The 24,748-nt window shown below is 58.6% G+C and carries 23 protein-coding genes; 3 read left to right on the top strand and 20 right to left on the bottom strand.

Annotated features, from left to right (window positions below; translation table 11 throughout):
- Nucleotides 1-93: 93 nt before the first annotated feature.
- Both pnp and rpsO read right to left on the bottom strand, forming a co-directional pair.
- On the bottom strand, nt 94-2,238 hold the full coding sequence (gene pnp / locus ACP7B1_RS05020; protein ID WP_426136645.1) for a polyribonucleotide nucleotidyltransferase: 2,145 nt from the start codon (nt 2,236-2,238) through the stop codon (nt 94-96).
- A 216-nt stretch (nt 2,239-2,454) separates the two neighbouring features.
- Nucleotides 2,455-2,724 carry a 30S ribosomal protein S15 gene (gene rpsO, locus ACP7B1_RS05015; protein WP_105736700.1) on the bottom strand — a complete coding sequence of 90 codons (270 nt, stop codon included), beginning with the start codon at nt 2,722-2,724 and terminating at the stop codon, nt 2,455-2,457.
- A 307-nt stretch (nt 2,725-3,031) separates the two neighbouring features.
- On the opposite strand from rpsO, the gene ACP7B1_RS05010 reads away from it, so the two are divergent.
- Nucleotides 3,032-3,799 (top strand): class I SAM-dependent methyltransferase, encoded by a 768-nt coding sequence (locus tag ACP7B1_RS05010; protein WP_346307272.1) that lies wholly within the window; start codon nt 3,032-3,034, stop codon nt 3,797-3,799.
- Nucleotides 3,800-3,837: 38 nt separating this feature from the next.
- Complete coding sequence (locus ACP7B1_RS05005; protein WP_342897116.1) at nt 3,838-4,185, top strand: gamma-glutamylcyclotransferase family protein; 348 nt, start codon at nt 3,838-3,840, stop codon at nt 4,183-4,185.
- Here the strand turns inward: ACP7B1_RS05005 and truB are convergent.
- The 6 genes from truB to rimP all read right to left on the bottom strand — a co-directional run bounded on the left by truB (nt 4,182) and on the right by rimP (nt 11,493).
- Nucleotides 4,182-5,156, bottom strand: coding sequence for a tRNA pseudouridine(55) synthase TruB (gene truB, locus ACP7B1_RS05000; protein WP_346307273.1), 975 nt, complete (start codon nt 5,154-5,156; stop codon nt 4,182-4,184). The genes ACP7B1_RS05005 and truB overlap by 4 nt on opposite strands.
- Nucleotides 5,157-5,630 carry a 30S ribosome-binding factor RbfA gene (rbfA, locus tag ACP7B1_RS04995; RefSeq protein WP_223612059.1) on the bottom strand — a complete coding sequence of 158 codons (474 nt, stop codon included), beginning with the start codon at nt 5,628-5,630 and terminating at the stop codon, nt 5,157-5,159.
- 94 nt (nt 5,631-5,724) lie between these two features.
- Nucleotides 5,725-8,496 carry a translation initiation factor IF-2 gene (gene infB, locus ACP7B1_RS04990; protein ID WP_426136641.1) on the bottom strand — a complete coding sequence of 924 codons (2,772 nt, stop codon included), beginning with the start codon at nt 8,494-8,496 and terminating at the stop codon, nt 5,725-5,727.
- Complete coding sequence (locus ACP7B1_RS04985) at nt 8,493-9,134, bottom strand: RNA-binding protein (RefSeq protein ID WP_374042649.1); 642 nt, start codon at nt 9,132-9,134, stop codon at nt 8,493-8,495. Before ACP7B1_RS04985 ends, infB begins: the two co-directional genes overlap by 4 nt.
- 31 nt (nt 9,135-9,165) lie before the next feature.
- Entirely contained in the window at nt 9,166-10,767 is a 1,602-nt protein-coding gene (nusA, locus tag ACP7B1_RS04980) for a transcription termination factor NusA (protein ID WP_346305932.1), read from the bottom strand.
- A 63-nt stretch (nt 10,768-10,830) separates the two neighbouring features.
- Nucleotides 10,831-11,493 (bottom strand): ribosome maturation factor RimP, encoded by a 663-nt coding sequence (gene rimP / locus ACP7B1_RS04975; RefSeq protein WP_346305931.1) that lies wholly within the window; start codon nt 11,491-11,493, stop codon nt 10,831-10,833.
- Between the two features lie 412 nt (nt 11,494-11,905).
- Between rimP and ACP7B1_RS04970 the strand changes: the two genes are divergently transcribed.
- Nucleotides 11,906-12,070 carry a hypothetical protein gene (locus ACP7B1_RS04970; RefSeq protein ID WP_165403430.1) on the top strand — a complete coding sequence of 55 codons (165 nt, stop codon included), beginning with the start codon at nt 11,906-11,908 and terminating at the stop codon, nt 12,068-12,070.
- A gap of 28 nt (nt 12,071-12,098) precedes the next feature.
- Here the strand turns inward: ACP7B1_RS04970 and ACP7B1_RS04965 are convergent, their stop codons facing one another.
- From ACP7B1_RS04965 to ACP7B1_RS04910, 12 genes are all read right to left on the bottom strand, one after another.
- Complete coding sequence (locus ACP7B1_RS04965; RefSeq protein WP_346305930.1) at nt 12,099-13,616, bottom strand: tripartite tricarboxylate transporter permease; 1,518 nt, start codon at nt 13,614-13,616, stop codon at nt 12,099-12,101.
- A gap of 14 nt (nt 13,617-13,630) precedes the next feature.
- Nucleotides 13,631-14,113: a tripartite tricarboxylate transporter TctB family protein gene (locus tag ACP7B1_RS04960; RefSeq protein WP_288191781.1), complete on the bottom strand. Its 483-nt coding sequence runs from the start codon at nt 14,111-14,113 to the stop codon at nt 13,631-13,633.
- The gene (locus ACP7B1_RS04955) at nt 14,110-15,060 is read right to left on the bottom strand and encodes a Bug family tripartite tricarboxylate transporter substrate binding protein (protein ID WP_346305929.1); all 951 of its coding nucleotides are present in this window, start codon (nt 15,058-15,060) and stop codon (nt 14,110-14,112) included. Before ACP7B1_RS04955 ends, ACP7B1_RS04960 begins: the two co-directional genes overlap by 4 nt.
- Nucleotides 15,061-15,296: 236 nt before the next feature.
- Nucleotides 15,297-16,004 (bottom strand): tRNA (guanine(46)-N(7))-methyltransferase TrmB, encoded by a 708-nt coding sequence (gene trmB / locus ACP7B1_RS04950; RefSeq protein WP_288191783.1) that lies wholly within the window; start codon nt 16,002-16,004, stop codon nt 15,297-15,299.
- Between the two features lie 22 nt (nt 16,005-16,026).
- Nucleotides 16,027-17,292: a methionine adenosyltransferase gene (gene metK / locus ACP7B1_RS04945; RefSeq protein ID WP_199537979.1), complete on the bottom strand. Its 1,266-nt coding sequence runs from the start codon at nt 17,290-17,292 to the stop codon at nt 16,027-16,029.
- Between the two features lie 165 nt (nt 17,293-17,457).
- Complete coding sequence (locus ACP7B1_RS04940) at nt 17,458-17,877, bottom strand: helix-turn-helix domain-containing protein (protein WP_223612073.1); 420 nt, start codon at nt 17,875-17,877, stop codon at nt 17,458-17,460.
- Between the two features lie 100 nt (nt 17,878-17,977).
- On the bottom strand, nt 17,978-19,567 hold the full coding sequence (gene lnt / locus ACP7B1_RS04935) for an apolipoprotein N-acyltransferase (RefSeq protein WP_426136636.1): 1,590 nt from the start codon (nt 19,565-19,567) through the stop codon (nt 17,978-17,980).
- Nucleotides 19,568-19,624: 57 nt separating this feature from the next.
- Complete coding sequence (locus tag ACP7B1_RS04930; protein ID WP_346305927.1) at nt 19,625-20,713, bottom strand: hemolysin family protein; 1,089 nt, start codon at nt 20,711-20,713, stop codon at nt 19,625-19,627.
- A 5-nt stretch (nt 20,714-20,718) separates the two neighbouring features.
- Complete coding sequence (ybeY, locus tag ACP7B1_RS04925) at nt 20,719-21,216, bottom strand: rRNA maturation RNase YbeY (protein ID WP_346305926.1); 498 nt, start codon at nt 21,214-21,216, stop codon at nt 20,719-20,721.
- 161 nt (nt 21,217-21,377) lie between these two features.
- Nucleotides 21,378-22,397, bottom strand: coding sequence for a PhoH family protein (locus ACP7B1_RS04920; protein WP_223612080.1), 1,020 nt, complete (start codon nt 22,395-22,397; stop codon nt 21,378-21,380).
- A 31-nt stretch (nt 22,398-22,428) separates the two neighbouring features.
- The gene (gene miaB / locus ACP7B1_RS04915) at nt 22,429-23,868 is read right to left on the bottom strand and encodes a tRNA (N6-isopentenyl adenosine(37)-C2)-methylthiotransferase MiaB (protein WP_346305925.1); all 1,440 of its coding nucleotides are present in this window, start codon (nt 23,866-23,868) and stop codon (nt 22,429-22,431) included.
- Between the two features lie 9 nt (nt 23,869-23,877).
- The gene (locus tag ACP7B1_RS04910; protein WP_426136786.1) at nt 23,878-24,744 is read right to left on the bottom strand and encodes a lysophospholipid acyltransferase family protein; all 867 of its coding nucleotides are present in this window, start codon (nt 24,742-24,744) and stop codon (nt 23,878-23,880) included.
- Nucleotides 24,745-24,748: the final 4 nt, after the last annotated feature.

The following is a 24,748-nucleotide window of genomic DNA, read 5'->3' as shown; positions in this document are numbered from 1 at the left end:
TTGACTGGAATGGCAACCTTCCACGACAATCGAACCCCGCCAAGAAAAAAGCGCGCCACGAGGGCGCGCTTTCATCACGTCAAAGCAAGAGGCTTATTCAGCGTCTTCTTCAGCCTGCTTCTTTTCCTGAACGATTTCCTTGCCGGTTTCCTGGTCGACAACCTTCATCGACAGGCGAACCTTGCCACGTTCGTCAAAGCCCATGAGCTTGACCCAGACCTTCTGGCCTTCCTTGACCACATCGGAGGTCTTGGCAACGCGCTCGGAAGCGAGCTGGGAGATATGGACCAGACCATCGCGCGGACCGAAGAAATTGACGAATGCGCCGAAGTCTGCAGTCTTGACGACCGTGCCTTCATAGATTTCGCCGACTTCAGGCTCAGCAACGATCGAATGAATCCACTTGCGGGCGGCTTCGATTTCCTTGGCAGAGGAGGACGCGATCTTGACCGTGCCGTCGTCTTCGATGTTGATCTTCGCACCGGTCTTTTCGACGATTTCACGAATGACCTTGCCGCCAGAACCGATAACGTCACGGATCTTGTCGGTCGGGATGTTCATGACTTCGATGCGCGGAGCAAATTCGCCGAGTTCCGAACGGCCTTCAGTGATGGCCTTGGCCATTTCGCCGAGGATGTGCAGACGGCCGTCCTTGGCCTGACCCAGAGCAACCTTCATGATCTCTTCGGTGATACCGTCGATCTTGATGTCCATCTGCAGGGCAGTGATACCGCCTTCAGTACCGGCAACCTTGAAATCCATGTCGCCGAGGTGATCTTCGTCGCCGAGGATGTCGGACAGAACAGCGAACTTCTCGCCTTCGAGAATCAGGCCCATGGCAATACCAGCAACCGGACGGAGCAGCGGAACGCCGGCATCCATCAGGGCAAGGGACGTGCCGCAGACAGTAGCCATTGAGGACGAGCCGTTGGATTCGGTGATTTCCGAAACCGTGCGCAGCGTGTAGGGGAACTGTTCCTTGGCAGGCAGAACCGGATGGATAGCGCGCCAGGCGAGCTTGCCATGACCGATTTCACGACGGCCGGGCGAACCCATGCGACCTGTTTCACCGACCGAATAGGGCGGGAAATTGTAGTGAAGCATGAAGGTTTCTTTGTACATGCCGGTCAGCGAGTCGACATACTGTTCGTCTTCGCCGGTGCCGAGCGTTGCAACAACGATGGCCTGTGTTTCACCGCGGGTGAACAGGGCCGAACCGTGGGTGCGCGGCAGAAGGCCGACTTCCGATACGATCGGACGAACCGTCGAGAGGTCGCGTCCGTCGATACGGCCGCCCGTATCAAGGATGTTCCAGCGAACGATCTTCGCCTGAACCGACTTGAACACGGTTGCGATCTGTTCGGCGGAGAATTCCGGCTCTTCAACACCTTCCGGGAAGAAGTGTGCCTTGACCTTTGCCTTGGCCGCATCAACAGCGGCATAACGCTGCTGCTTATCGGTGATCTTGTAGGCAGCGCGCAGGTCGGCTTCGCAAACCTTGAGAACCGCAGCTTCAACAGCAGAAAGATCTTCTGCCTGGAAATCGCGTGGCTCTTTTGCGGCAACTTCAGCAAGCTTGATGATCGCGTCGATAACCGGCTGGAAGCTCTTGTGACCGAACATCACGGCGCCGAGCATGACGTCTTCAGCCAATTCCTTGGCTTCCGATTCAACCATCAGAACGGCTTCACCTGTACCGGCAACAACGAGATCGAGGCTCGACTCAACCATTTCGTCGATGGTCGGGTTCAGCTTGTATTCGCCGCCGATGTAGCCGACGCGTGCGCCGCCGATCGGACCCATGAACGGAACACCGGACAGCGTCAGCGCTGCGGAAGCACCGATGAGCGAAATGATGTCAGGATTGTTTTCGAGGTCGTGCTGGATAACCGTCAGGACAACCTGTGTGTCGTTCTTGTAGCCATCGGCAAAGAGCGGACGGATCGGACGGTCGATCAGGCGCGAAACCAGTGTTTCGTTTTCGCTCGGACGGCCTTCACGCTTGAAGTAGCCGCCTGGGATCTTGCCGGCCGCGTAGGTCTTTTCCTGGTAGTTTACGGTCAGCGGAAAGAAATCCTGACCTGGCTTTGGTTCCTTGGCGGAAACAACGGTGGCGAGAACGACGGTTTCGCCGTAGGTGGCGAGAACTGCGCCGTCAGCCTGGCGGGCAATCTTGCCCGTTTCCAGAATGAGCGGACGACCGCCCCATTCGATTTCAACTTTGTGTTGATTAAACATATCTTGTCCTTCAGTGGGGAAATACGCGCATCCCTTTGGATAGCAGCATGTTTCGCCCGTTTCGTTTCAGACCAATCACGGGCAAGACAACGTGCAACTCGTATGGCCGAGTTGCCTGCAATCCTGCCCCATGACCTGCCTCATGGTAGCGTTCATCCCTGTCAGGGATAAACAGAGACCGGCGGAGCGACTGAACGCACCCGCCGGTCCAATCCGTTAGCGGCGCAGGCCGAGCTTTTCGATCAGCGTCTGGTAGCGGCCTTCGTCTACACCCTTGAGGTAGTCAAGGAGACTGCGGCGCGTCGAGACGAGCTTGAGAAGACCACGGCGGGAATGATTATCCTTCTTGTGGTCCTTGAAGTGCTCGGTCAGGTTGACAATGCGCTCTGTCAGAACTGCAACCTGGACTTCCGGGGAACCGGTGTCGCCTGGCTTCGTTGCGTATTCAGAGATCAGTGCCTGCTTGCGTTCAGCGGTAATCGACATCGTATGTCCTTTCTTTTGAAGGGAAAACGGGATGCCCACGGCCGGGATGTCGTCCAGCGGGGGCCGGTTAAAGCGGCAGGCAAAGCCTATCGCTGCGGGCCGTATAGTCGAAAATGTGACAAATTACCAGCCGCAAATGATTCGACCGCTTTTCAGCTGTCGAACCGGGGGCAAAACGGTCATATACATTTTGCCATCTTACATTAGACGGGAACTGCGGCATGAGCATGGCATGTCCCTGCCCGCCCCGATTCCGCCAATCCGCCTTTCCATACTGGTTGGCGGGCCAATGATCCGGAGTAAAATCATGAACACCATTCATCACGCCGCTGCCACGGGTTTTGCCGCTAAGGCCGATAGCTATGTCCTGGGCCGTCCGGACTATCCGCCCGCACTCGATGCATGGCTGCGCGATGAGCTGGATCTGGAACCCGGTAAGACCGTTGTCGATCTCGGTGCCGGAACCGGCAAGTTTACGCGCCGGCTCATGACGACGGGCGCTGCGGTCATCGCCGTTGAACCCGTTGCCGAAATGCTGCAAAAACTCATCGATGAACATCCCGAGATTTCGGCCAACTCAGGCACAGCCGAATCGATCCCTCTTGCCGATGCATCCGTGGATGCGGTCGTCTGTGCGCAGGCATTCCACTGGTTTGCCACCAAAGCCGCACTCACGGAAATCCACAGGGTGCTTAAACCCGGCGGCAGCCTCGGGCTGGTGTGGAACACGCGGGACGCGCGCATTCCCTGGGTGGCAAAACTGGCTGATATCTTTGCGCCCTATGAAGGCGACACGCCGCGGCACCATACCGGTGAGTGGAAAAAGCCTTTTCCGTTCAATGGCTTCAGCGCGTTGAGGGAACATCACTTTTCCAATAACCATACCGGTGCGCCAGAAGACGTCATCGTCAACCGGGTGCTGTCGACCAGCTTCATCGCCGCCCTGCCGCCGGAGAAACAGGAACGGGTTGCCGCCGACGTTCGCACCCTTATCGCAAACGAACCGACGCTCGCCGGAAAAGCGGAGGTCACCCTGCCCTACGACACCGCAGCCTACAGTTGCATCAAGGAATGATATTCGCCACTAAGGACGAAGCGCCAGAGGAGCACACCATGAATGACACACCGGCGATCCATCTGTTTTCTTATGGAACCCTGCAGCAGGAGGGTGTCCAGCAGTCTTCCTTCGGCCGCCTTCTGCAAGGCGCGCCGGATGCGATGCCAGGTTTCAGGAAATCGATGATCGAAATCACCGATCCCGATGTCATCCGTGCAAGCGGCAGCAATTTCCATCCCATCGTCGTGCCAAGCGGCGATTCCGGCGACGAGGTTGCTGGGACGGTTTTCAAGATCACGGCGAGCGAACTCGCCGCGGCGGACGCCTACGAAGTGTCCGATTACAAACGCATCGAAGTGCGGTTGAAATCAGGAATTGATGCCTGGGTTTACGTGAAAGCTTAAGCGGTGAAAACGCGCTTGGGCTTGAACTGACCCTGTTCGATGAAGCCGATGGCAAGAAGCTTGCCCTTGCTCGTTACGCAGGCTTCGTCAGCCTCCACCGGCGCGTCGCGGCCACGCAGGATGACCGGGTTGCCCATGCGGATACGGTGCGCCTGATCATCGGAGAGGGCGACCTGCGGCAGGCTCTCCAGCGCGGCGCCGGTATCGATCAGGAATGCGTCCATCACCGAGAAACGCGCCTCGATGGCTTCGTAGGAACGGTCCTCCCCTTCCTCACCCTCGACAGGGGCCGGCGGGTGAGCCGCTTCCAGTTCCTCGAGCGTGACGAAATCCTGTTCGTCAAAGGGAGCAACTTCAATGCGGCGCAGATCGGAGATATGACCATAACAACCGAGATCCCGCCCCATGTCCCGGGCGAGTGAGCGGACATAGGTGCCCTTGCCGCATTCGACTTCGAAAATCGCGGTGGATGCGTCGGGCTGTTCAATCAGTTCGAGCCGGTCGATTTCGACTTCACGTGAAGGGATTTCCACGTCTTCACCGCCGCGTGCCAAATCATAGGCGCGCTCGCCGGCAATCTTGATGGCGGAGAATTTTGGCGGAATCTGCTGAATCACACCGGTATATCTGGCAAGAATGGCCTTGATCGATGCCTCGTCCGGACGATGCTCCGATGTGACGGTGATCTCGCCTTCCATGTCGTCCGTGGTGCGTTCAGCCCCCCACGTGACGGTGAAGCGGTAAATCTTGGTTCCGTCCATGACATAGGGGACGGTCTTCGTCGCTTCGCCCAGCGCGATCGGCAGCATGCCGGATGCGAGGGGGTCGAGCGTGCCGGCATGTCCGGCTTTTTCAGCCTTGAACAGCCACTTGATCTTGGAGACGGCTTCGGTCGAGCCCATGCCCTTCGGCTTGTCAAAGATCAGCCAGCCGGATACGGGCCGACCTTTTTTCTTGCGCTGTCTCGACATTCAATTGTTTCCGTTGCCGTCAGGGCCATGTCCCGGCACATCGCCAGGGTTGGGATCGTCATGATCATCATCGTGATCGTGATGATCATCGAGATCGCGGGTCACCTCGGGCTTGCGCAGCAGCGCATCGATCTTGGCGTAGTTGTCAAAGCTCGAATCGATGCGGAACCGGAATTCCGGCATGTATTTCATCTGCTTCAGATAGGCCGCTGCCCGGCCGCGGATGAATTTTGCATGCTGGTTCAGCGCGGCAATCACCGCATCGCTGTCTTTCGCGCCAATGGGCGAGACAAAGCAGGTGGCGATCTTGAGATCCGGCGACATGCGCACTTCAGAAATGGCGACAACGGCGTTTTCCAGCGTGTCATCACGCACGTCACCGCGCTGAAGCACCTGAGAAACCGCGTGACGCACCTGCTCACTGACGCGCAGCTGGCGTTGCGAGGGGCCGGACGATGAGGCAAAACGAGACATATTTATCGTATCCCAAGATACAGGAGATCGCCGGTTTTTGTTCCGGCGATCCTGTTATCGATGATTTAAACGCTGCCCTTGCAAGGGCTTAGCGTCAAAGTGTGCGGGTAATGTGTTCGACGCGGAACGCTTCGATCGTATCGCCTGCGCGAATATCGTCATAGTTCTCGAACGCCATACCGCATTCCTGACCCGCAGGCACCTCGGACACTTCGTCCTTGAAGCGCTTGAGCGTCTTGAGCTTGCCTTCGTGAATGACAACGTTGTCGCGGATAAGGCGTACGCCCGCACCACGTTCGACCTTGCCTTCCGTGACACGGCAACCGGCAACCTTGCCGACCTTGGTAATGTTGAAGACCTCGAGGATCTCCGCATTGCCGAGGAAGGTTTCGCGGCGTTCCGGCGACAGCAGGCCGGACATGGCTGCCTTCACGTCATCCACCAGATCGTAGATGATGTTGTAGTAGCGGATCTCGATACCTTCACGCTCGGCCAGGTCACGCGCCTGCTTGTTGGCACGCACGTTGAAGCCGATGATGGCAGCATTGGAGGCTTCGGCAAGAGCAATATCGCTCTCGGTGATGCCGCCGGCACCCGAATGGATGATGCGTGCGCGAACTTCGTCGGTTCCGAGCTTGTCCAGCGCACCGGCAATGGCTTCGATGGAACCCTGCACGTCGCCCTTGATGAGCAGCGGGAATTCCTTCAGGCCGGTGACCTGCAACTGGCTCATCATCTGTTCGAGCGAGCCGCGCGAGCCAGCCTGACGGGCCACTGCCTTTTCACGGGCAAGACGCGTGCGGTATTCAGAAATCTCGCGGGCCTTGGCTTCGTTTTCCACCACGGCAAAGCGATCGCCAGCCTGTGGCGGGCCCTGAAGACCCAGAACCTCGACCGGCGTTGCCGGACCGACTTCCTTGACCGTTTCACCGCGATCATTGACGAGCGCGCGGACACGACCCCATTCGCTGCCGGCAACGATGATATCGCCCGGACGCAATGTGCCCTTCTGGACGAGAACGGTCGCAACCGAACCACGACCGCGGTCGAGCTTCGCTTCGATAACCACACCTTCGGCCGTCCGTGAAGGATCGGCTTTCAGGTCGAGAATTTCAGCCTGGAGCAGGATCGTTTCGAGCAGCTTGTCGAGACCGGCACCGGTTTTCGCCGACACTTCCACGTCGAGCGTTTCACCGCCCATCGATTCCACGAAGACTTCGTGCTGCAACAGGCCATTGCGGACCTTCTGCGGATCGGCGGACGGCTTGTCGATCTTATTGATCGCCACGATGATCGGAACACCCGCTGCCTTGGCATGATTGATCGATTCAATCGTCTGCGGCATCACGCTGTCGTCGGCGGCAACCACAAGGATAGCGATATCCGTGGCCTGTGCACCGCGTGCGCGCATCGCCGTAAAGGCGGCGTGACCGGGCGTATCGATGAACGTGATCTTGTGACCGTTCTGCTCGACCTGATAGGCACCGATGTGCTGGGTGATGCCACCGGCTTCACCGGACACCACGTTGGCCTTGCGGATGGCATCGAGCAGCGATGTCTTGCCGTGGTCGACGTGACCCATGATCGTGACAACGGGCGGACGGGATTCGAACGCACCTTCGTCGTCCTGCACGTTGAAGATACCTTCTTCAACGTCGGATTCCGCAACGCGGCGAACCGTATGGCCGAATTCCTCGGCAATCAGCTGAGCCGTATCGGCGTCGATCAGATCGCCCGGCTTCATCATCTGGCCTTCCTTCATCAGGAACTTGATGACGTCAACCGAACGTTCGGCCATACGCTGTGCAAGTTCCTGAATGGTGATGGTCTCCGGCAGAATGACTTCGCGCGCGATTTTCTCGCGGGTGTCCTGCTGCATGCCACGCTTGAACTTTTCCTGGCGGCGGCGCATCGCGGACAGCGAACGGCTGCGGCCTTCATCGTTCAGCGCTGTGCCCAGAGTGAGCTTGCCACGGCGACGCTCGTCTTCGCCTTTGACGACCTTGGGTGTGCGCACTTCCGGCTTTGCCGGAGCGGCACTGCTGCCGCGGCGGGCGCCAGCAGGCCCACGACGTTCTTCTTCTTCGTCAGCGACGGGCTTGCGGACGGCACCCTTCGGCGCAGCTGTATCTTCAGCCGCTTTCGCGGTTTCAGGCTGGCGCTTGCGGGCTTCCTCTTCCGAACGCTGCTTGGCTTCGGCTTCCTTGCGCAGGCGCTCTTCTTCTTCGGCCTGGCGGCGGGCGGATTCTTCGCGCTCCTTGGCACGCAAAGCATCTTCCTCCGCACGGCGGGCAGCTTCAACAGCCGCACGCGCACGATCTTCCGCATCACGAACTTTTGAACCCTCAAGTGCCTTGCGGCGGGCTTCAAGCTCGGCGGACGACAATGTGTTCAGCACCATGCCCGAACGGTCGTTCGGACGCGATGAACGGTAGGGCTGCTGGGCAGGCCGCTGCGAATGCGCCGGAGCAGCGGGACGCGCGCTCGCGGATGCAGAAGCGGCAGACGTGCTTGGCGCAGGAGCCGCCGGACGCGGCGCTGGCGCAGGAGCAGCACTTGATGTCGTTGCCTGTACGGGTGCAGGGGCCGGCTGGGGATCCGCCGGGCGCACAACCGGTGCAGAAGGAGCAGGTGCCGCAGATGCGGGCGCCGGTGCTGCCGGTGCCGGCGCAGCAGGAGGCGTTACCTCCGGCTTCTGATCCGGAAGGCTAAACTTGCGCTTCTTGGTTTCAACGACAACAGACTTCGTGCGGCCATGACTGAAATTCTGACGCACAGTGCTCTGTTCAACGCCAGGCCGCTTCAGGGTCAGGGTCTTTTTATTGACGCCAAGCGTCTTGTCGTCTGTCGATTTTGTATCGCTCATTCCGTTTCCGTTTCCTTCGCGGCAGATGCCGCTTTAGCGTCGGCCAGATCCGTACGGCCATCGCGAAAATGCTGTAGCAGCCAAGCTCGCTCGACGAACCCGGCAGCTGCCTTCCCCTTGAGTACGGCAGCATGTATCACATTTACCCCGCCTAGTGCCAAATCCATTTCACTGCTTTCAAACAATGAAAGGGCGGGAATTTCCGGTCCGCCGGCATAAACTACCGAACGGCGGGCCTGGTCAAGCTTGCGGATGCCATCTTCCGCTGCTTCACGGGCATGAAGAACCATCGCTGCGGTGCCGTTGCGGATAGCTGAGTCCACTTTTGCGGCCCCTGTTACCACAACACCGGCCTTGCGCGCCAACCCAAAACTGCCAAGCGCGAATTTTACCAGCATCTGCTCAACAACCAACCCGAAATCGTCCGGGACAGTCACATTGGTTTTCAATGCGCGCGGGAAGAGCTTTCGCTTGACCGCTTCATCAATATAACGCCGCTGGGCCTTCACCCAACACCCCCGCCCGGGAAGATTGCGCTTCAAATCAGCGACAACCGCCCCGTCCGGGCTTGCAACGAACCGGATCATGTCATCGACAGAACCGCCTTCGCGCGTGACAATGCATGTCCTGTCATTCATTTCCGGTTCCACGTACAAAGGCCTCTCGCTCTCAGCCAGCGACCTCTTCGTCCGGCACTTCATCCGTCTCAACAGCAACCAGATCGTCTTCGGTGATCCAGCCGGCCTTGAGGCGCGCTGTCAGAACCATCTGCTCCGCATCGGTACGGCTGACTTCGAAAGCCGAGAGAATGCCGGGATGGTTGATTGTCTCACCATCCTTGCGCTCACGCCAGCCGGTCAGTTCATCCACCGCATAACCGGCGAAATCTTCGACCGTCTTGACGCCGTCTTCGCCGACAGCAACCAGAATGGCATTCGTCATGCCAGGCAGATCGCGCAGTTCATCCGAAACACCCAGCTCCTTGCGGCGGGCATCACGTTCAGCTTCGATGCGGCCGAGATATTCCTGGGCGCGCTGCTGGATTTCGCTTGCCGTCTCCTCATCGAAACCATCGATGGAGGAAATTTCATCGCCATCCACATAGGCGATTTCCTCGACGCTGGCAAAACCTTCCGATGCGAGAACCTGACCGACCATCTCGTCGACATCAAGCGCTTCCATGAACAGGTTGGAGCGTTCGACGAATTCCTTCTGGCGGCGCTCCGACTCTTCCTGCTCGGTGAGGATATCGATATCCCAGCCGGTCAGCTGCGATGCAAGGCGCACATTCTGGCCGCGACGACCGATTGCCAGGGATAGCTGGTCATCCGGAACCACAACTTCAATACGTTCCGCATCCTCATCAAGCACAACCTTGGCGACTTCCGCCGGCTGCAGCGCGTTGACGATGAAGGACGCCGGTTCAGGCGACCACGGAATAATGTCGATCTTTTCGCCCTGGAGTTCACCGACAACCGCCTGAACGCGCGAGCCGCGCATACCAACGCAGGCACCGACAGGATCGATCGAGGAATCGCGCGAAATCACGGCAATCTTGGCGCGCGAGCCGGGATCACGGGCAACCGACTTGATTTCGATGATGCCGTCATAAATCTCAGGCACTTCCATGGTGAACAGCTTCGCCATGAACTGCGGATGAGTGCGGCTCAGGAAAATCTGCGGGCCGCGCTGTTCGCGGCGCACGTCATAGACATAGGCGCGAACCCGGTCACCGTAGCGGAATGTCTCGCGCGGGATCAGTTCGTCGCGGCGGACGATCGCTTCACCACGACCGAGATCGACGATGACATTGCCGTATTCGACGCGCTTGACGCTGCCGTTGATGATTTCGCCGACACGGTCCTTGTATTCGTCATACTGGCGGTCACGCTCGGCTTCACGCACCTTCTGCACGATAACCTGCTTGGCGGACTGGGCGGCAATGCGGCCGAAATCCATCGGCGGCAGCTGATCGGCAAGGAAATCGCCGGGCTGCGCATCGGGATTGCGGTCGCGCGCGGCATCCATGCTGATCTGCGTCACCGGATCTTCAACGTCTTCGACAACTTCCAGCAGGCGCTGCAGCTTGATCTCGCCGGTCTTGGCATTGATATCGGCGCGGATATTGGTTTCCTGACCGTAACGCGAACGCGCGGCTTTCTGAATGGCATCGGCCATTGCCGCAATAACGATCTCGCGGTCAATCGACTTCTCGCGGGCCACCGCATCGGCGATCTGCAGAAGTTCTAGCCTGTTTGCACTGACTGCCATGTCTTTCTCCTTGAAGTTCCCCTTGGGGGTTCATCGCACCGCTTCTCCCGCGGCGTATGAAGATCAATCCTGTTTTGTCTGTTCCTGCTCAGCGGATTCGGCTTCGTCAGGCGCTACAGCGCCCTCCTCGGGAATCCGGCCTTCGCGCAAATCCTTGTCGCGGCGCAAGGCATCGCGAATGAGATCGTCCGTCAAAATGAGCCGCGCATCCGAGATCAACTCGAACGGCACCTCGATCACCGGCTCATCACCATAACTCGCCTGATCGCTTTCTATCGTGACACTGTCATCGGTAACGGCAGCGATGCGGCCACGGAATTTCTTGCGCCCGCTCAGTACCGCAGATGTATCAACCTTGACGACATGACCGGACCACGTGTTGAAATCCGACTTGCGCACCAGCGGGCGATCAATACCCGGCGACGATACTTCCAAGTGGTAATGACGGTCGATAGGGTCTTCCACATCGAGAACCGGCGACATCGTCCGGCTGACCAGTTCGCAATCCTCGACGGTCATGGTGCCATCGAAGCGTTCGGTCATGATCTGCAAGGTCAGGCCGTTCAGTCCGGAAAGCCGAACACGCACAAGGCGGAAACCAATGGATTCCAGCACTGGCTCGATAATACCAGCAATACGGGCATCGACGCCCGTCTCGGTGATAATGCGCTCTTCATGCGCGGTTGTTTCAACCGCTTGGTGTTCTGTTTTGGTGCCGTCTGTCACGCAGAATTTTCCCTGTTTCGGCCCCAAGAAACAAAAAAGAGCGGGACCTGTGTGGACCCACCCCTGTTCTATCGACCAAGAATATGACTTCTATATATCGAAATGAGGGGAGAGTTTCAAGCTCTGTGACGAATTTCTGCGCGTCCGCCACAGTTCGGCGATTTCAACGCCGCATGCAGCCGCACATACCGCTTCCCGCGCTGCAAGGGCCGGCCGTTCAAACGGCGATATGCCGGAATGGTCAAAAATCATCCAAACAAATGGATTCAGGCTTTTGTAAGGGCCGAAAATGCCGAATTCATGCCACCGCAATGCATTTTCGCATGGCTGCCGTGCGCTGCGGGGCCTAACCCTTTCGAGCCAACTCCCCTATCTATGCTGCATCGCAATATAACTGCGAAAGGAATGAGCCATGACCAAGAGACATATGCCTTACAAGATCAGCCGCTTTCTCAACGTATTCGGCAGTGCCGTTGCTGTTGCTTCTGCAACACGCCTCGGTCATCAGCCGATCCCGTCGGATTTGCGCAATCTTGGCATTGACCCCGTTCAGTTCAGCACAATCCACCGGAATTAATATCCCGGTGGACCGGGCTGATCGCTGATCAGTCCTCGTTCGCAGCAAGCTGCGACAATACCCTGCCTTTGCCCCGTGCCCGCAAGATCAGTGGCACGACCACGGCACAGACCGCCAAAACAAGCAGAATGATCGCAATGGGCGACCCGACCAGCACGGTAACGTCGCCCTGGCTGATCGCCAGCGCACGGCGCAATTGCTGCTCCGCCATTGGCCCGAGGATCAGGCCGACCACAACCGGCGCAATCGGATAACCGAACCGGCGCAGAATATACCCCATGACACCGAATGCCAGCAGCATGCCAAGCTCGAATGTCGACGGGTTGGCGCCGATGGTGCCAAGCGTGGCAAACACGAGAATGCCGGCATAAAGCCAGTGCCTCGGGATGGACAGCAAGCGCACCCAGAGCCCGATCATCGGCAGATTCAGCACCAGCAGCATGAAATTGGCCACGAGAAGGCTGGCGATCAATCCCCAGACAATCTGCGGATTGGTGGCGAACAGCAACGGTCCGGGCTGTAGACCGAACTGCTGGAAACCGGCCAGCATGATGGCTGCGGTTGCCGTCGTCGGCAGCCCAAGCGTCAATAGCGGGACCAGTGTTCCGGCAGCCGATGCATTGTTGGCGGCTTCCGGGCCTGCCACACCTTCAATGGCGCCATGGCCGAATTCCTCCGGCTTCTTCGCCAGTTGCTTCTCCACTGAATAGGACAGGAATGTACCGATCTCGGCACCGCCCGCCGGCATTGCGCCGATGGGGAAACCGATGACCGTGCCGCGCAGCCACGGCTTCCACGACCGCGACCAGTCTTCCCTGTTCATCCACACCGATCCCTTGACCGGCTCGATCTTTTCATCCCCACCGTAGCGGGCAGCCGCGACACTGAGGGTCTCGCCGATTGCAAACAGGGCAACAGCAAGGGTGGTGACTTCCACACCATCCAGAAGGTCGGGAATACCGAAAGCCAGCCGCGCCTGCCCCGTCTGGAGGTCGATACCAACCAATCCGAGGGCAAGGCCGAGAAAGAGCGCCGTGAGGCCGCGCAGGGTGGAATCGCCGAAGGCGGCGGATACGGTCATGAACGCCAGGATCATCAGGGCAAAATATTCGGCCGGACCGAACGACAGGGCAAATTTGACGATTGTCGGCGCAATCAGCGCAAGCCCAAGCGTTGCGATCAGTCCGGCAACGAAGGAACCGATGGCGGCCGTTGCCAGCGCCGGCCCTCCGCGTCCGGCGCGGGCCATCTTGTTGCCCTCCAGCGCCGTAACGATGGAAGCGCTTTCCCCCGGCGTGTTCAAAAGGATCGAGGTGGTCGAGCCCCCATACATGCCGCCATAGTAAATGCCGGCAAACATGATGAGTGAACCCGCCGGGTCAAGCTTGTAGGTGACCGGCAAGAGCAGCGCCACCGTCAGCGCCGGCCCGATGCCGGGCAGAACGCCGACAGCGGTACCGAGCGTGACACCGACGAGCGCGTAAAACAGGTTCATCGGCTCCAGCGCGACCAGGAAGCCGTGGGCGAGGAGTGTAAATGTATCCATGGCTGTGATGCCTTTTAAATGAGGTGCTCAAGCGGCCCTGCAGGAAGCGACAATTGCAGCCCCTTGGCGAAAATGATCCAGACGACGAAAGAAAGGGCGATCCCGATCGGAATGGTCATCCACAGCGGCCTTTTGCCAAAACCGCGGGCTGTCGCTGCAAACAATATGCCGGTTGCAATGGAAAAGCCGACCGTGTTCAGGAGCAGCATCTGCGCGGCAAGCCCGCCGACAATCCAGATGACAGGGCCAAACTCCTGCGCCTCGCGCTCGGGAAAATCTCCACGCCACGCCTCAATGCCGGTCCAGACGGACAGCACGAAAAGACAGCCTGATATGGTGTAGGGAAATGCGCCGGGGCCGATGCGCGTGGTGCTTCCGCCGTGGGCGGTTGCGGTGCTGTAGACAATGACAGCTGCAACCAGAGCGAGAACGACGGCTATAACCAGCGCCGCCCGGTCAGGGCGGCGCGTTGCGGATGCAGACACGTTGTTTGTCATTTTACAAGGCCGATATCTTTCAGGATTGCCGATGTTGCTTCGGTATCCTTCGCCAGCTGCGTCTTGAACGCATCACCTGCAAGATAGGTGTCTGCCCAACCCTTGGTGGCAAGCTGATCCTGCCACGCCTTCGACTTCACCATCTTCTCGACGTCGGCGCTGATTACAGCTTCCTGTTCTTTGGAAATGCCGGGGGCCGCAGCAACCATGCGCCAGTTCTGGATGGCCACATCGATGCCGCCCTCCTTGAACGTCGGTGCATCAACGCCTGCTACCTTCGCATCGCTGGAAATGCCGATAATGCGCAGTGTACCAGCCTTGATCTGCGATTCGAATTCGCCATAACCGGAAATGCCCACCGTCACCTGATTGCCGAGAATGGCAGCCAGCGCTTCGCCACCGCCGGAGAAAGCGATATAATTGACCTTGGTCGGGTCAACACCCGCCGCCTTGGCGATCAGGCCCGCCGTGATGTGGTCCGTACCGCCAGCCGAGCCGCCGCCCCACGACACCGAACCTGGATCGGACTTCAGCTTTTCCACGAGATCGGCCATGCTCTTGATGGGCGATGCTGCGGGGACAACCAGCGCTTCGAATTCACCGGTCAGCCGGGCGATGGGGGTAACCTGGCTGAGATTTACCGGCGACGCATTGGTCAGGATGGCGCCGACCATGACGTAGCCGCCGACGATCAGCTGCGCAGGATCACCTTTTGCCGAATTGGCAAACTGGGCAAGACCAATGGTGCCGCCAGCGCCGGGAACATTGACCACCTGAACGCTTCCGGAAATCTTCTCATCCTGCAGCACGGACTGGATGGTGCGGGCGGTCTGGTCCCAGCCGCCGCCGGGGGCAGCCGGTGCCATGATCTTGTAATCGGCAGCAAAGGCCGAACCCGACACAATCATCGCGCCGGCAGCAGCGAAAGCAAGCAACATTTTACGCATTGTAGAAATCCTCCCGTGACAGCATTCCGCCGTCTGTTTTTGCTGGTTCTTTGAAGAAGCCGGGAGGCGGCAACAGTCAAAGTCTTGAACTGACGCCAAGCGCGCAATTCAACGTACACCAATAAACTATAGGACAGCCTCCCAGCGGTCTCCTCATGCTCAGATTGACAGGAGAAAACTGTCTGGAAGCTGTCACGTATTGGAGAAGACCGGCCAATATCGGCCGGATCGGCAAATCAGCGGCGTGAAAAAGTCAGGTAAGCACCGACACGCCCTTCGCGATGCGCTTTCTGCTCATAGCGGGTGCCGGGCCAAGCCTCATAGGGTGTGTGCCAGTCGGCGGATGTTTCGGCCTGCCACGCGAACGCGCCATGAGCGCGGCAATGCTGCAATGTCCAGTTGACGTAAGTATCGATATCCGATGCAAAACGGAACGGGCTGCCCGGCTTCAATACCCGGGCAAAACGGTCAAGGTTCTTCTGGCTGACGAAGCGGCGCTTCCAATGTTTCTTTTTCGGCCAAGGATCCGGATAAAACAGATCGATACCGTCAAGCGATGCATCCGGCAGCCAGTCCAGGACCTGCGTTGCATCGTCGTCGTACAGGCGAATGTTCTGCAGGGGATTTTCGTGCAGATCGACAACCAGCTTTGCCATGCTGTTGACGAAAGGCTCGACACCGATAAAGCCGGACTTGGGAAAACGGGCAGCTTCATGCAGCAGGTGCTCGCCACCGCCAAAGCCGATTTCGAGCCGGACCTTGTCGACCTCCGCAGTAAAAAGACTGCGAAGGTCGCCGGGTGCAGGTTCCGACAGATCCAGTTTCAGCAGCGGCAACAACTCGTCGCGGATGGAGCGTTGCAGGGGCCGCAGTGTCTTGCCATTGCGTCTGCCGAAAAACGCTTCCGTTGAGCGCTCGCGCCTGGGCTCTTCTGTATCTGTCATCATCTTCAATCAAACTGGCTGCTTACGCAGCCAGTGCACTCTTCAACTGCTTGGCCAGATCGGTCTTTTCCCAGGAGAACGAACCGTCACGACCGGGCTTGCGGCCGAAATGGCCATAGGCGGATGTCTTGGCGTAGATCGGCTTGTTCAGGTCAAGATGCTTGCGGATGCCCGTGGGTGACAGGTCCATGACCTTGCGCAGCGCAGCTTCCACGGCATCTTCATTCACCTTGCCTGTCCCGTGCAGGTCAACATAGACCGACAGAGGCTGGGCAACGCCGATGGCGTAGGACAACTGGATTGTGCAGCGATCGGCAAAGCCTGCGGCGACAACATTCTTGGCGAGATAGCGCGCTGCATAGGCAGCAGAGCGGTCGACCTTGGTGGTGTCCTTGCCGGAGAACGCACCGCCGCCATGGGGCGCCGCGCCGCCATAGGTGTCCACGATGATCTTGCGGCCTGTCAGCCCTGCGTCACCGTCCGGTCCGCCGATGACAAACTTGCCGGTCGGGTTGATGTACCAGACGCAATTGTCGGCAATCTTGAGATCGCCCAGCGCTTCACGGATGTAGGGTTCAACGACCTTGCGAACCTTTTTGGAATCCCAGCTGGCATCCAGATGCTGCGTCGAAAGAACGATCTGCGTCGCTTCCGCCGCTACGCCATCGACATAGCGAACCGTCACCTGGCTCTTGGCATCGGGGCCAAGCCGGCCGGCCTCGCCCTCGCCCTTGTGGCGGGCAGCGGCGAGAAGCTCGAGAATCTTGTGCGAATAATAGATCGGAGCCGGCATCAGGTCCGGTGTTTCCCGGCAGGCATAGCCGAACATGATACCCTGGTCGCCTGCACCCTCTTCACCCTGACGGTCAGAAGCATTGTCGACGCCCTGCGCAATGTCGGCCGACTGCGGATGCAGCAGCACGTCAATCTTTGCGGTCTTCCAGCTGAAGCCATCCTGCTCATAGCCGATATCGCGGATCGCACGGCGGGCGGCAGCGCGGAAGCGGGAGGGATTGATGACCGGATGACCCTTGGCGTCATGAACAACGGCGCCGTTCTTGTCCTTCTTCAGCAGCGTGTCGGGGACACGCACTTCACCGGCAATAACAACCCGGTTGGTCGTTGCCAAGGTTTCACAGGCAATACGCACAGTCCACGGATCAACACCCGTTTTCTTTGCTTCCTTATAAATCATGTCGACGATTTCATCGGAAATACGGTCGCAAACCTTATCTGGATGACCTTCCGATACAGACTCACTGGTAAAAAGATAGGAACTGCGTGTCACGGGAAACCCCTCTTGAAACAAACGTACGCCCATTCCACAGGGAACGAGCCTGCGTAGTGTTTGCCAAGGTCCAAGGATTCAGTCAATCGCTTTCGTTTTCAAACAAACAGCATTGGAAGAATTTTTCTACTGTTTGAACGGAAAGACCGACAGGCTAACGGGAATCTATCCTTCGGGATCTTCTTCGTGGCTCAATGTCCGCACCAGATCGAGGATTTTCCGGCGAATCTTCGGGTCGCCGATCTTGGCGAAGGCACGCGCAAGCTGAATCCCCTCGGAGCTGTTGAGAAAGCCCACCACGTATGTGTTGTCACTTTCCTCCTCGAAACCCTGCACCTTCTCCGGCTGGTCGGGCATATCATCAAAGAAAAACGTGACGGGTACGTTGAGAACGTTGCCAATCGCTTGCAGACGGCTGGCACCTACCCGGTTGACACCCTTCTCGTATTTTTGAATTTGCTGAAATGTAATTCCCAGGCTATCGCCTAGTCTTTCCTGGCTGAGGCCAACCATGTTCCGGCGCAGACGGATTCGGGCGCCCACGTGGACGTCAACTGGGTTCGGTCGCTTTTTATTATCGGGCATGAAAATCTCATTCGTATGAAATGGGGCTGAAAACTAATTTTATCATCAATGTATCAACAGACCAAATATAACGGTATTCGACAGGGCAAAGGTAAAAAAGTCAACCGAGACGCCTTCTATCCCGATAAAAATACGCCAGTACGGCAGCAAAAAGCAGACCGAGTACAATCAGAAATTGAAATCTGCGTAAGCCTTCACTTAATGGTAGTTGAACCCTACCGGGAAGCGCCACATCGACCACACCCACTGCATTCAGCGCCAGGGCATCGATGATTCGACCGTAGGGATCGACAACCGCTGATAGTCCATTGTTGGCGGCGCGGACAAGCGGCAAACCCTGCTCGACCGCGCGCAATTGCGCCTGGCGGAAGTGCTGATACGGACCTGGCGTATCGCCATACCATGCATCATTGGTCACATTGATGATCGCGTCGGCCGCCGGCCCCTGATACCCCATTTCAGCCGGAAAGATCGCTTCATAGCAGATGAGCGGCAAAGCCGTGAGATTGTCGTTCACCTTGAGCGACTGCTTGGAGGCGCCTGCAGTAAACCCGCCAGGCATTCCAGCAATTTCGCTCAAACCCAGGCTGCGCAGAATACCTTCGAGCGGCAGATATTCCCCGAAAGGAACCAGATGTACCTTGTCGGCTGCACCGGTAATCTCACCGGCATCGTTGATGCTGTAGATCGTGTTGTAATACAGCGGCGGCTGATTGCCACCCGGCTCCTCCATCCGCACGGCCCCGGCGAGCAGGACTTGCCCCTCTTTCAGCATTCCGGCAATGGCCCGCAACGCGTCGGGTGTTCTCGTCAGGATATAGGGGACCGCTGTTTCCGGCCAGACAATCACGTCGGGTGCGGGGGCGCCGGATCGCGGCGGTTTGCCGCTCATGGCGAGATATTTATCAAGAATATCGCGGCGCGCTTCCACGTCAAACTTCAGATCCTGTGCGATCGACGGCTGAACGATACGAACATTGGGGCCCTTTGCCACAAGGCTGGCTGTCTGCAGCCTGTAAAACCCGTAACCCGCATGGGCGCACACCAGGATCAGCGCGACAACCAGGCCGGTTCTGATATCCCGGCGGCCAGCAAGCAAAGCAGGCATGGAAAACACCGCAACGGCCAGCGCATTCATGCCCAGAAGGCCGACAAAAACCGATGACTGCATGAGAACGGGAACCGGCATCGCCGCATAACCGATCGCATTCCAGGGGAAACCGGTGAGCAAAATCGAACGCAGCCACTCGGTAATACCGAAGGCAAAGGCCAGCGACAGAACACGGCCCATCCCTTCGCTCCAGAACAGCCGCGCCAGCGCTGCGGCAAAAGCGTAGAAAACGGCGAGAACGGCCGGCAGTCCAAGCACGGCAAGCGGAATTGCCCAGGCAAAGCCGGCAGCGTCCACCAGCAGTGCATTCCCCAACCACCAGAGGCCCAGGACGAAATAGCCGAAACCAAACCACCAGCCAATCATGGCTGCCGGCCAAAGCCTGCGGAGAGGCCCGGCGCCCGCATTGTCGACGGCGCCGTCAATCAGCCAGACAAGAACCGGAAAGGAGATGAAGCAGACGGCAAAAAAATCATAGGGCGGCAGCGCGAAACTGGCCAGTGCACCCATGAGAAATGCCAGCGCAACACGCTTCCATCCCCACAGCAGGATGATTTTTCCGGCCAGACGCTGGATCATGCCATGCCCCACCCTTGGTGATTTTTCGTCAGTATAAGCGGGTGAGACTTGCGCCAATCATTCGTCCATTTCAGCGGGTTCATCCGCCGCGCCCGGACGCGGAGCGCGCGGGCGGCGCTCGGCATGGCGCAGCGGCACGATGCGGACCTTGCGGATACGGCGCGGGTCAGCTTCGAGCACATGGAACTCATAGCCCGGAACCGCCTGGACCATCTCGCCGCGCACGGGAATACGCCCGAGAATCGAGAAGATCAGACCGCCGACCGTGTCGACGTCTTCGCCATGCTCGCCAACGACAAAGCCGGGCCCGATCTTTCCCGCGACCTCTTCAAGATCGGCGCGGGCATCGGCGATGAAGACGCCTTCCGGCTCCTCCATGATCATCACTTCGTCGTCGTCGTGCTCGTCTTCAATATTGCCGACGACCATTTCGACGATATCTTCCAGCGATACCAGGCCGTCTGTCCCGCCGTACTCATCGATAACCAGCGCTATCTGAATGCGCTGTGCCTGCATGCGGCCCATCAGGTCATTGGCAAGCATCGAGGGCGGCACGAAAAGGATCGGCCGCATGAGACTGAGCTCTGCAATGGTCTTGGTCAGTTCGACATTGCCCAGATCAAACTTGGCAGCAGCCGGTGCCTTGGGTGCCTTCGCCGACGTTCGGCGCTGGGTCTTCACCCTGGAAATCTTGGTGATGTAATTGACCACATCACGGATATGCACCATGCCACGCGGATCATCCAGGGTTTCCGCGAAAACCGGCATGCGCGAATGGCCGGATTTCTCGAAAACCTCCAGCAGATCGCCTAGAGTCGTGGTGATATCAACCGCCTCAATATCGGCGCGGGGGATCATCACATCCTCCACGCGCAATTCGCGCAGGCGCAGGATGTTGTGAAGCATGGCGCGTTCTTCCGGCGAAAACGCCGTATCGCCATTATCCGTGCCTGCCAGCGCCGCATCGATATCCTCTCGCAGGGATGTGCCCGGGCGAGCGCGCAGAAATGGAAAAATTGCAGTGAGAAGCGAGCGCTTTTCGGTTGCGGGCGCTCTGGTGCTACTTTGCCCCTCGGCGTCACTCTCCTGCCCGGTTATGCCCTTGGCGGGCGCGGCAGGATCGTTCTGGTGCGACGTGTCAGACATGGTCCTCAATCGGATTGATCGTCAGTGACCGATAGCGCATATGGGTCGGGAATGGCAAGATGCGCGAGAATTTTACGCTCCAGATCTTCCATCTCTTCCGCTTCGCTCTCGATAATATGATCATAGCCCAGCAGATGCAAAAAGCCGTGCACGATCAGATGCGTCAAATGATGGTCGAAAGGTTTCTGTTCATCGGCAGCTTCACGCTCGACCGTTTCCCGAGCGATGACGATGTCGCCGAGCATGGGGCCGGGTTTCTGGCCGGGCTTGATCGGAAAGGCGGGAAATGACAGCACATTGGTTGGCTTGTCCTTGTCGCGCCAGTCATTGTTGAGTTCGCGGATCGCCGCGTCGTCGGTAAAGGCGAGGCTGAGTTCACTCACCGGTTGCGGGCCGCGATCCAATGTCTGCCATGCAGCAGCAATGGCCTTTTCGGCAAGCGCCTGCAGGGTGGCCTCCTCGGGCCAGCCGTCGGTTTCAACGAGAATATCGGTATCGATCAAAATTGTACCATCAAGCGTTGGATATCTTTCGAGCACTCAGCCCGTTGAGTCGGATAGCGCGGTTTTCAAGAACCGGAGCGCCGTGGACATTGTAGTCCATAAACGCCGGAAGTGCAGAAAATCGCATCAGACGACCAACGGGATAAAGTGATCGAAATATCTCAGGGCTTGGCGCCTTCCTTGTCGTAGGCACGGACGATTGCCGCAACAAGCGGATGGCGGACAACGTCCACATCCGAGAAGCGGACTGTGACAATCCCGCTGACGCCATCGAGAATTCTCAGCGCTTCAACCAGACCGGATTTCTGGCCAGGAGGAAGATCGACCTGACTGGGATCACCGGTGATGATCATGCGTCCGTTTTCACCAAGACGGGTGAGAAACATCTTCATCTGCATGGCTGTCGTGTTCTGCGCCTCATCAAGAATGATGGCAGAATGCGCCAGTGTGCGTCCGCGCATGAAAGCCAGCGGTGCAATTTCGATGACACCGGCAGCAATGGCCCGCTCGACCTTGTCGGCGGGCATCATGTCATACAGCGCATCATAGAGCGGTCGCAGATACGGATCGACCTTTTCCTTCATGTCGCCGGGCAGGAAGCCAAGACGTTCGCCGGCCTCCACCGCCGGACGCGACAGAATGATCCGGTCCACCAGACCACGCTCCAGAAGCATGGCGGCGTGGGCAACGGCCAGATAGGTCTTGCCGGTACCGGCAGGGCCGACGCCGAACACCATTTCCGAGCGGTCCAGTGCCCGCATATAGGCATCCTGTGTGGGCGTGCGGGCAAAAATCGTCTTCTTGCGGGTCGATATCTGGGCTGCAGCCATCTTGCTCTTGTTTTCCATGCTGGGAAGCGTCAGTTGATCGTCGGCGGCAATAGCCATGCGCAATGCGCCATCCACATCGGATGCCGAGATATCATGGCCCTTCTGCAGCTGTTCATAGAGCTGATCGAGGGCCCTTCGGGCCTGTTCGGTCGCGCCCGGTTCACCGCGAATCGCAAGCTGGTTTCCCTTGGAGCGGACATCGACACCCAACTTCTGTTCGATGCGGGCAAGGTTCTCGTCGAACTGACCGAACAAGGCGCTTGCCAGCCGGTTATTGTCGAATGTCAGTACGATATGCGCCAGATCCGAGGCCCCTGACGGAGCGGGTTTCAGCTTTTCGGTGGCGGTCAATCGGCTCTCCTTACCAAAAGGTGTTCAGTGCTTATATAGTCCCGTCGCTCGTCGTTTCCATCTCACGAACCCCAATCAGGCTGTTGGTTCCCGTGCTGATGATTCGTACGCTGATTATGTCGCCGATTTCGCCGCCATGTACATCGATAATTACAGGTTGTAACCAGGGAGATCGTCCAACCATCTGTCCGGGTTCCCGCCCGGCCTTTTCGATCAGCACGTCCATGGTTTGACCGACCAGACTGCGCTGGAATGCATATTGCTGTTCGGACAGCAGGGCCTGCAGGCGCTGCAACCGTTCGTCCTTCACGGCTTCGGGGACATGATCTTCCATATCCGCACCGGGCGTGCCGGGGCGGGGCGAGTATTTGAACGAGTAAGCCGCAGCATAGGTGACGTCGCGCACGATCTGCAGTGTCGCCTCGAAATCCGCGTCGGTCTCGCCGGGAAAGCCGACGATGAAATCCCCAGAAAGGGCAATGTCCGAGCGCGCCTCGCGAATCCGGTTGATCAGCCGCACATATTCCGCAGCCGTATGCCTGCGGTTCATGGCCTTGAGAATGCGGTCCGACCCCGCCTGTACCGGCAGGTGCAGATAGGGCATGAGCATCGGCAGGTCGCGGTGGGCATGGATCAGCGTGTCATCCATATCGCGCGGATGGCTGGTCACGTAGCGCAGGCGCGCAATGCCGGGTATCTCAGCCAGACGGTAGAGCAGCTCGCCCAATCCCCACTCGCGCCCGTCGGCGCCTTCGCCATGCCAGGCATTGACGTTCTGGCCGAGCAGAGTCAGTTCGCGCACGCCGGCATCAGCCAGCTTTTCGGCTTCCTTCAAGATCTGCGCGACCGGTCGCGAGACTTCCGAACCGCGGGTATAGGGCACCACGCAGAATGTGCAGAACTTGTCGCACCCCTCCTGGACAGTCAAAAAAGCCGTCACACCACGGCTTCTTGTCTGCTCCTTGCGGGGAGCCGGCAGATGCTCGAACTTGTCTTCGATCGCATATTCCGTCTCGACGACCCGCTCGCCCTGCCGCACACGGGCAAGCGCCTGCGGCAGGCGATGATAGGTCTGCGGACCGACCACCAGATCCACCACCGGCGCGCGGCGGGTGATCTCGTCGCCTTCCGCCTGCGCCACGCAACCGGCAACGCCGACGGTCAGCTCGCGGCCTTCTTTGGCGCGGGCGTCCTTCATCTTGCGCAGGCGGCCGAGCGCCGAATAGAGTTTTTCCGAGGCTTTCTCGCGAATATGACAGGTGTTGATCAACACCAGGTCGGCGTCCTCCGCCGTATCGGTGGGGCTATAGCCTTCCGCCGCCAGACTGTCCGTCATACGCTGGCTGTCATAGACATTCATCTGACAGCCATAGGTCTTCACATAGACCTTGCGCGTGTTCGCAAGTGCTGGCGAAATGGATACGGTTCCGGATGTCTCGTCCGGTTTGTGCGAGGTGATGATATCGTCCATGCGAGGCTTCTAAAGCTTTTTGAGGCCTTTGAGAATAGCAGAGTCAGCCGGAATGGCTGACTCCGGCGTTTCTCCCGCCGCTGCGACAAGATCCCGGCCAAGGAGCGACGACAACATCATCTCCCTCACCCGCTTCTCCATCAACCGTGCCAGCATCTTGCGGTTGGTCTTGCTGTCGATGGTCATCGGTTCGCCGAACCAGACATCGACATCGATCGCACCGTCCTTCAAAAGCCCGATCAGGCTCGGTCCCAGCGGCACGTCGCCCGGCCAAGAAATGATCGGGCGATGGAAGCGGCCCATCGGCACGCCATGCACCCGCGTATAGGCAATCGCGACGGGTTGCACCGTCACTGTTTCCACGCTGGTTTCGCGGATTGCCACCTGGGCGGCACCGAAAAGCGAGGTCTTGAAGGGCAGAACGCGATTGCCGTCGGAGGTGGTTCCCTCGGCAAACAGCACCATGACGTCACCGGCGGCCAGACGCGTTGCAATCTCGCTCGCCTGATCATGGGTTTTACCGCGCTTTTCCCTCTCCACGAAGACGGAGCGCTGCAGTTTGGAGAGCATGCCGAACAGCGGCCAGCTCGCCACTTCGATCTTGGCGATAAAGGACAATTCCTTGAGCGCCCCCAGCACCACGATATCGGTCCACGATGCGTGGTTGGCCGCCAGCAGCAGCGGGCGCTGCGTTGCCATGTCCCCATGCATGTGGATGCGCAAGCCAAGCAGTTTGGCGACGATGCGGTGATAGAAAATCGGGAACCGCTTGCGCAAGCCCCAGCCGGCCTTGAGGAAAAAATACTGCAATGGCACCGAGATCAGGGTGACCAGCGCAAAAGCCGTGGCCGTGACAGTAAAACGGACCCAGGACATCATG

This window comes from Phyllobacterium sp. SL163, from assembly GCF_049896885.1.
Taxonomy (GTDB): domain Bacteria; phylum Pseudomonadota; class Alphaproteobacteria; order Rhizobiales; family Rhizobiaceae; genus Phyllobacterium; species Phyllobacterium calauticae.
The sequence above is the reverse complement of the archived record's forward strand: the minus strand, read 5'-3'. Positions and strand labels throughout refer to the sequence as shown.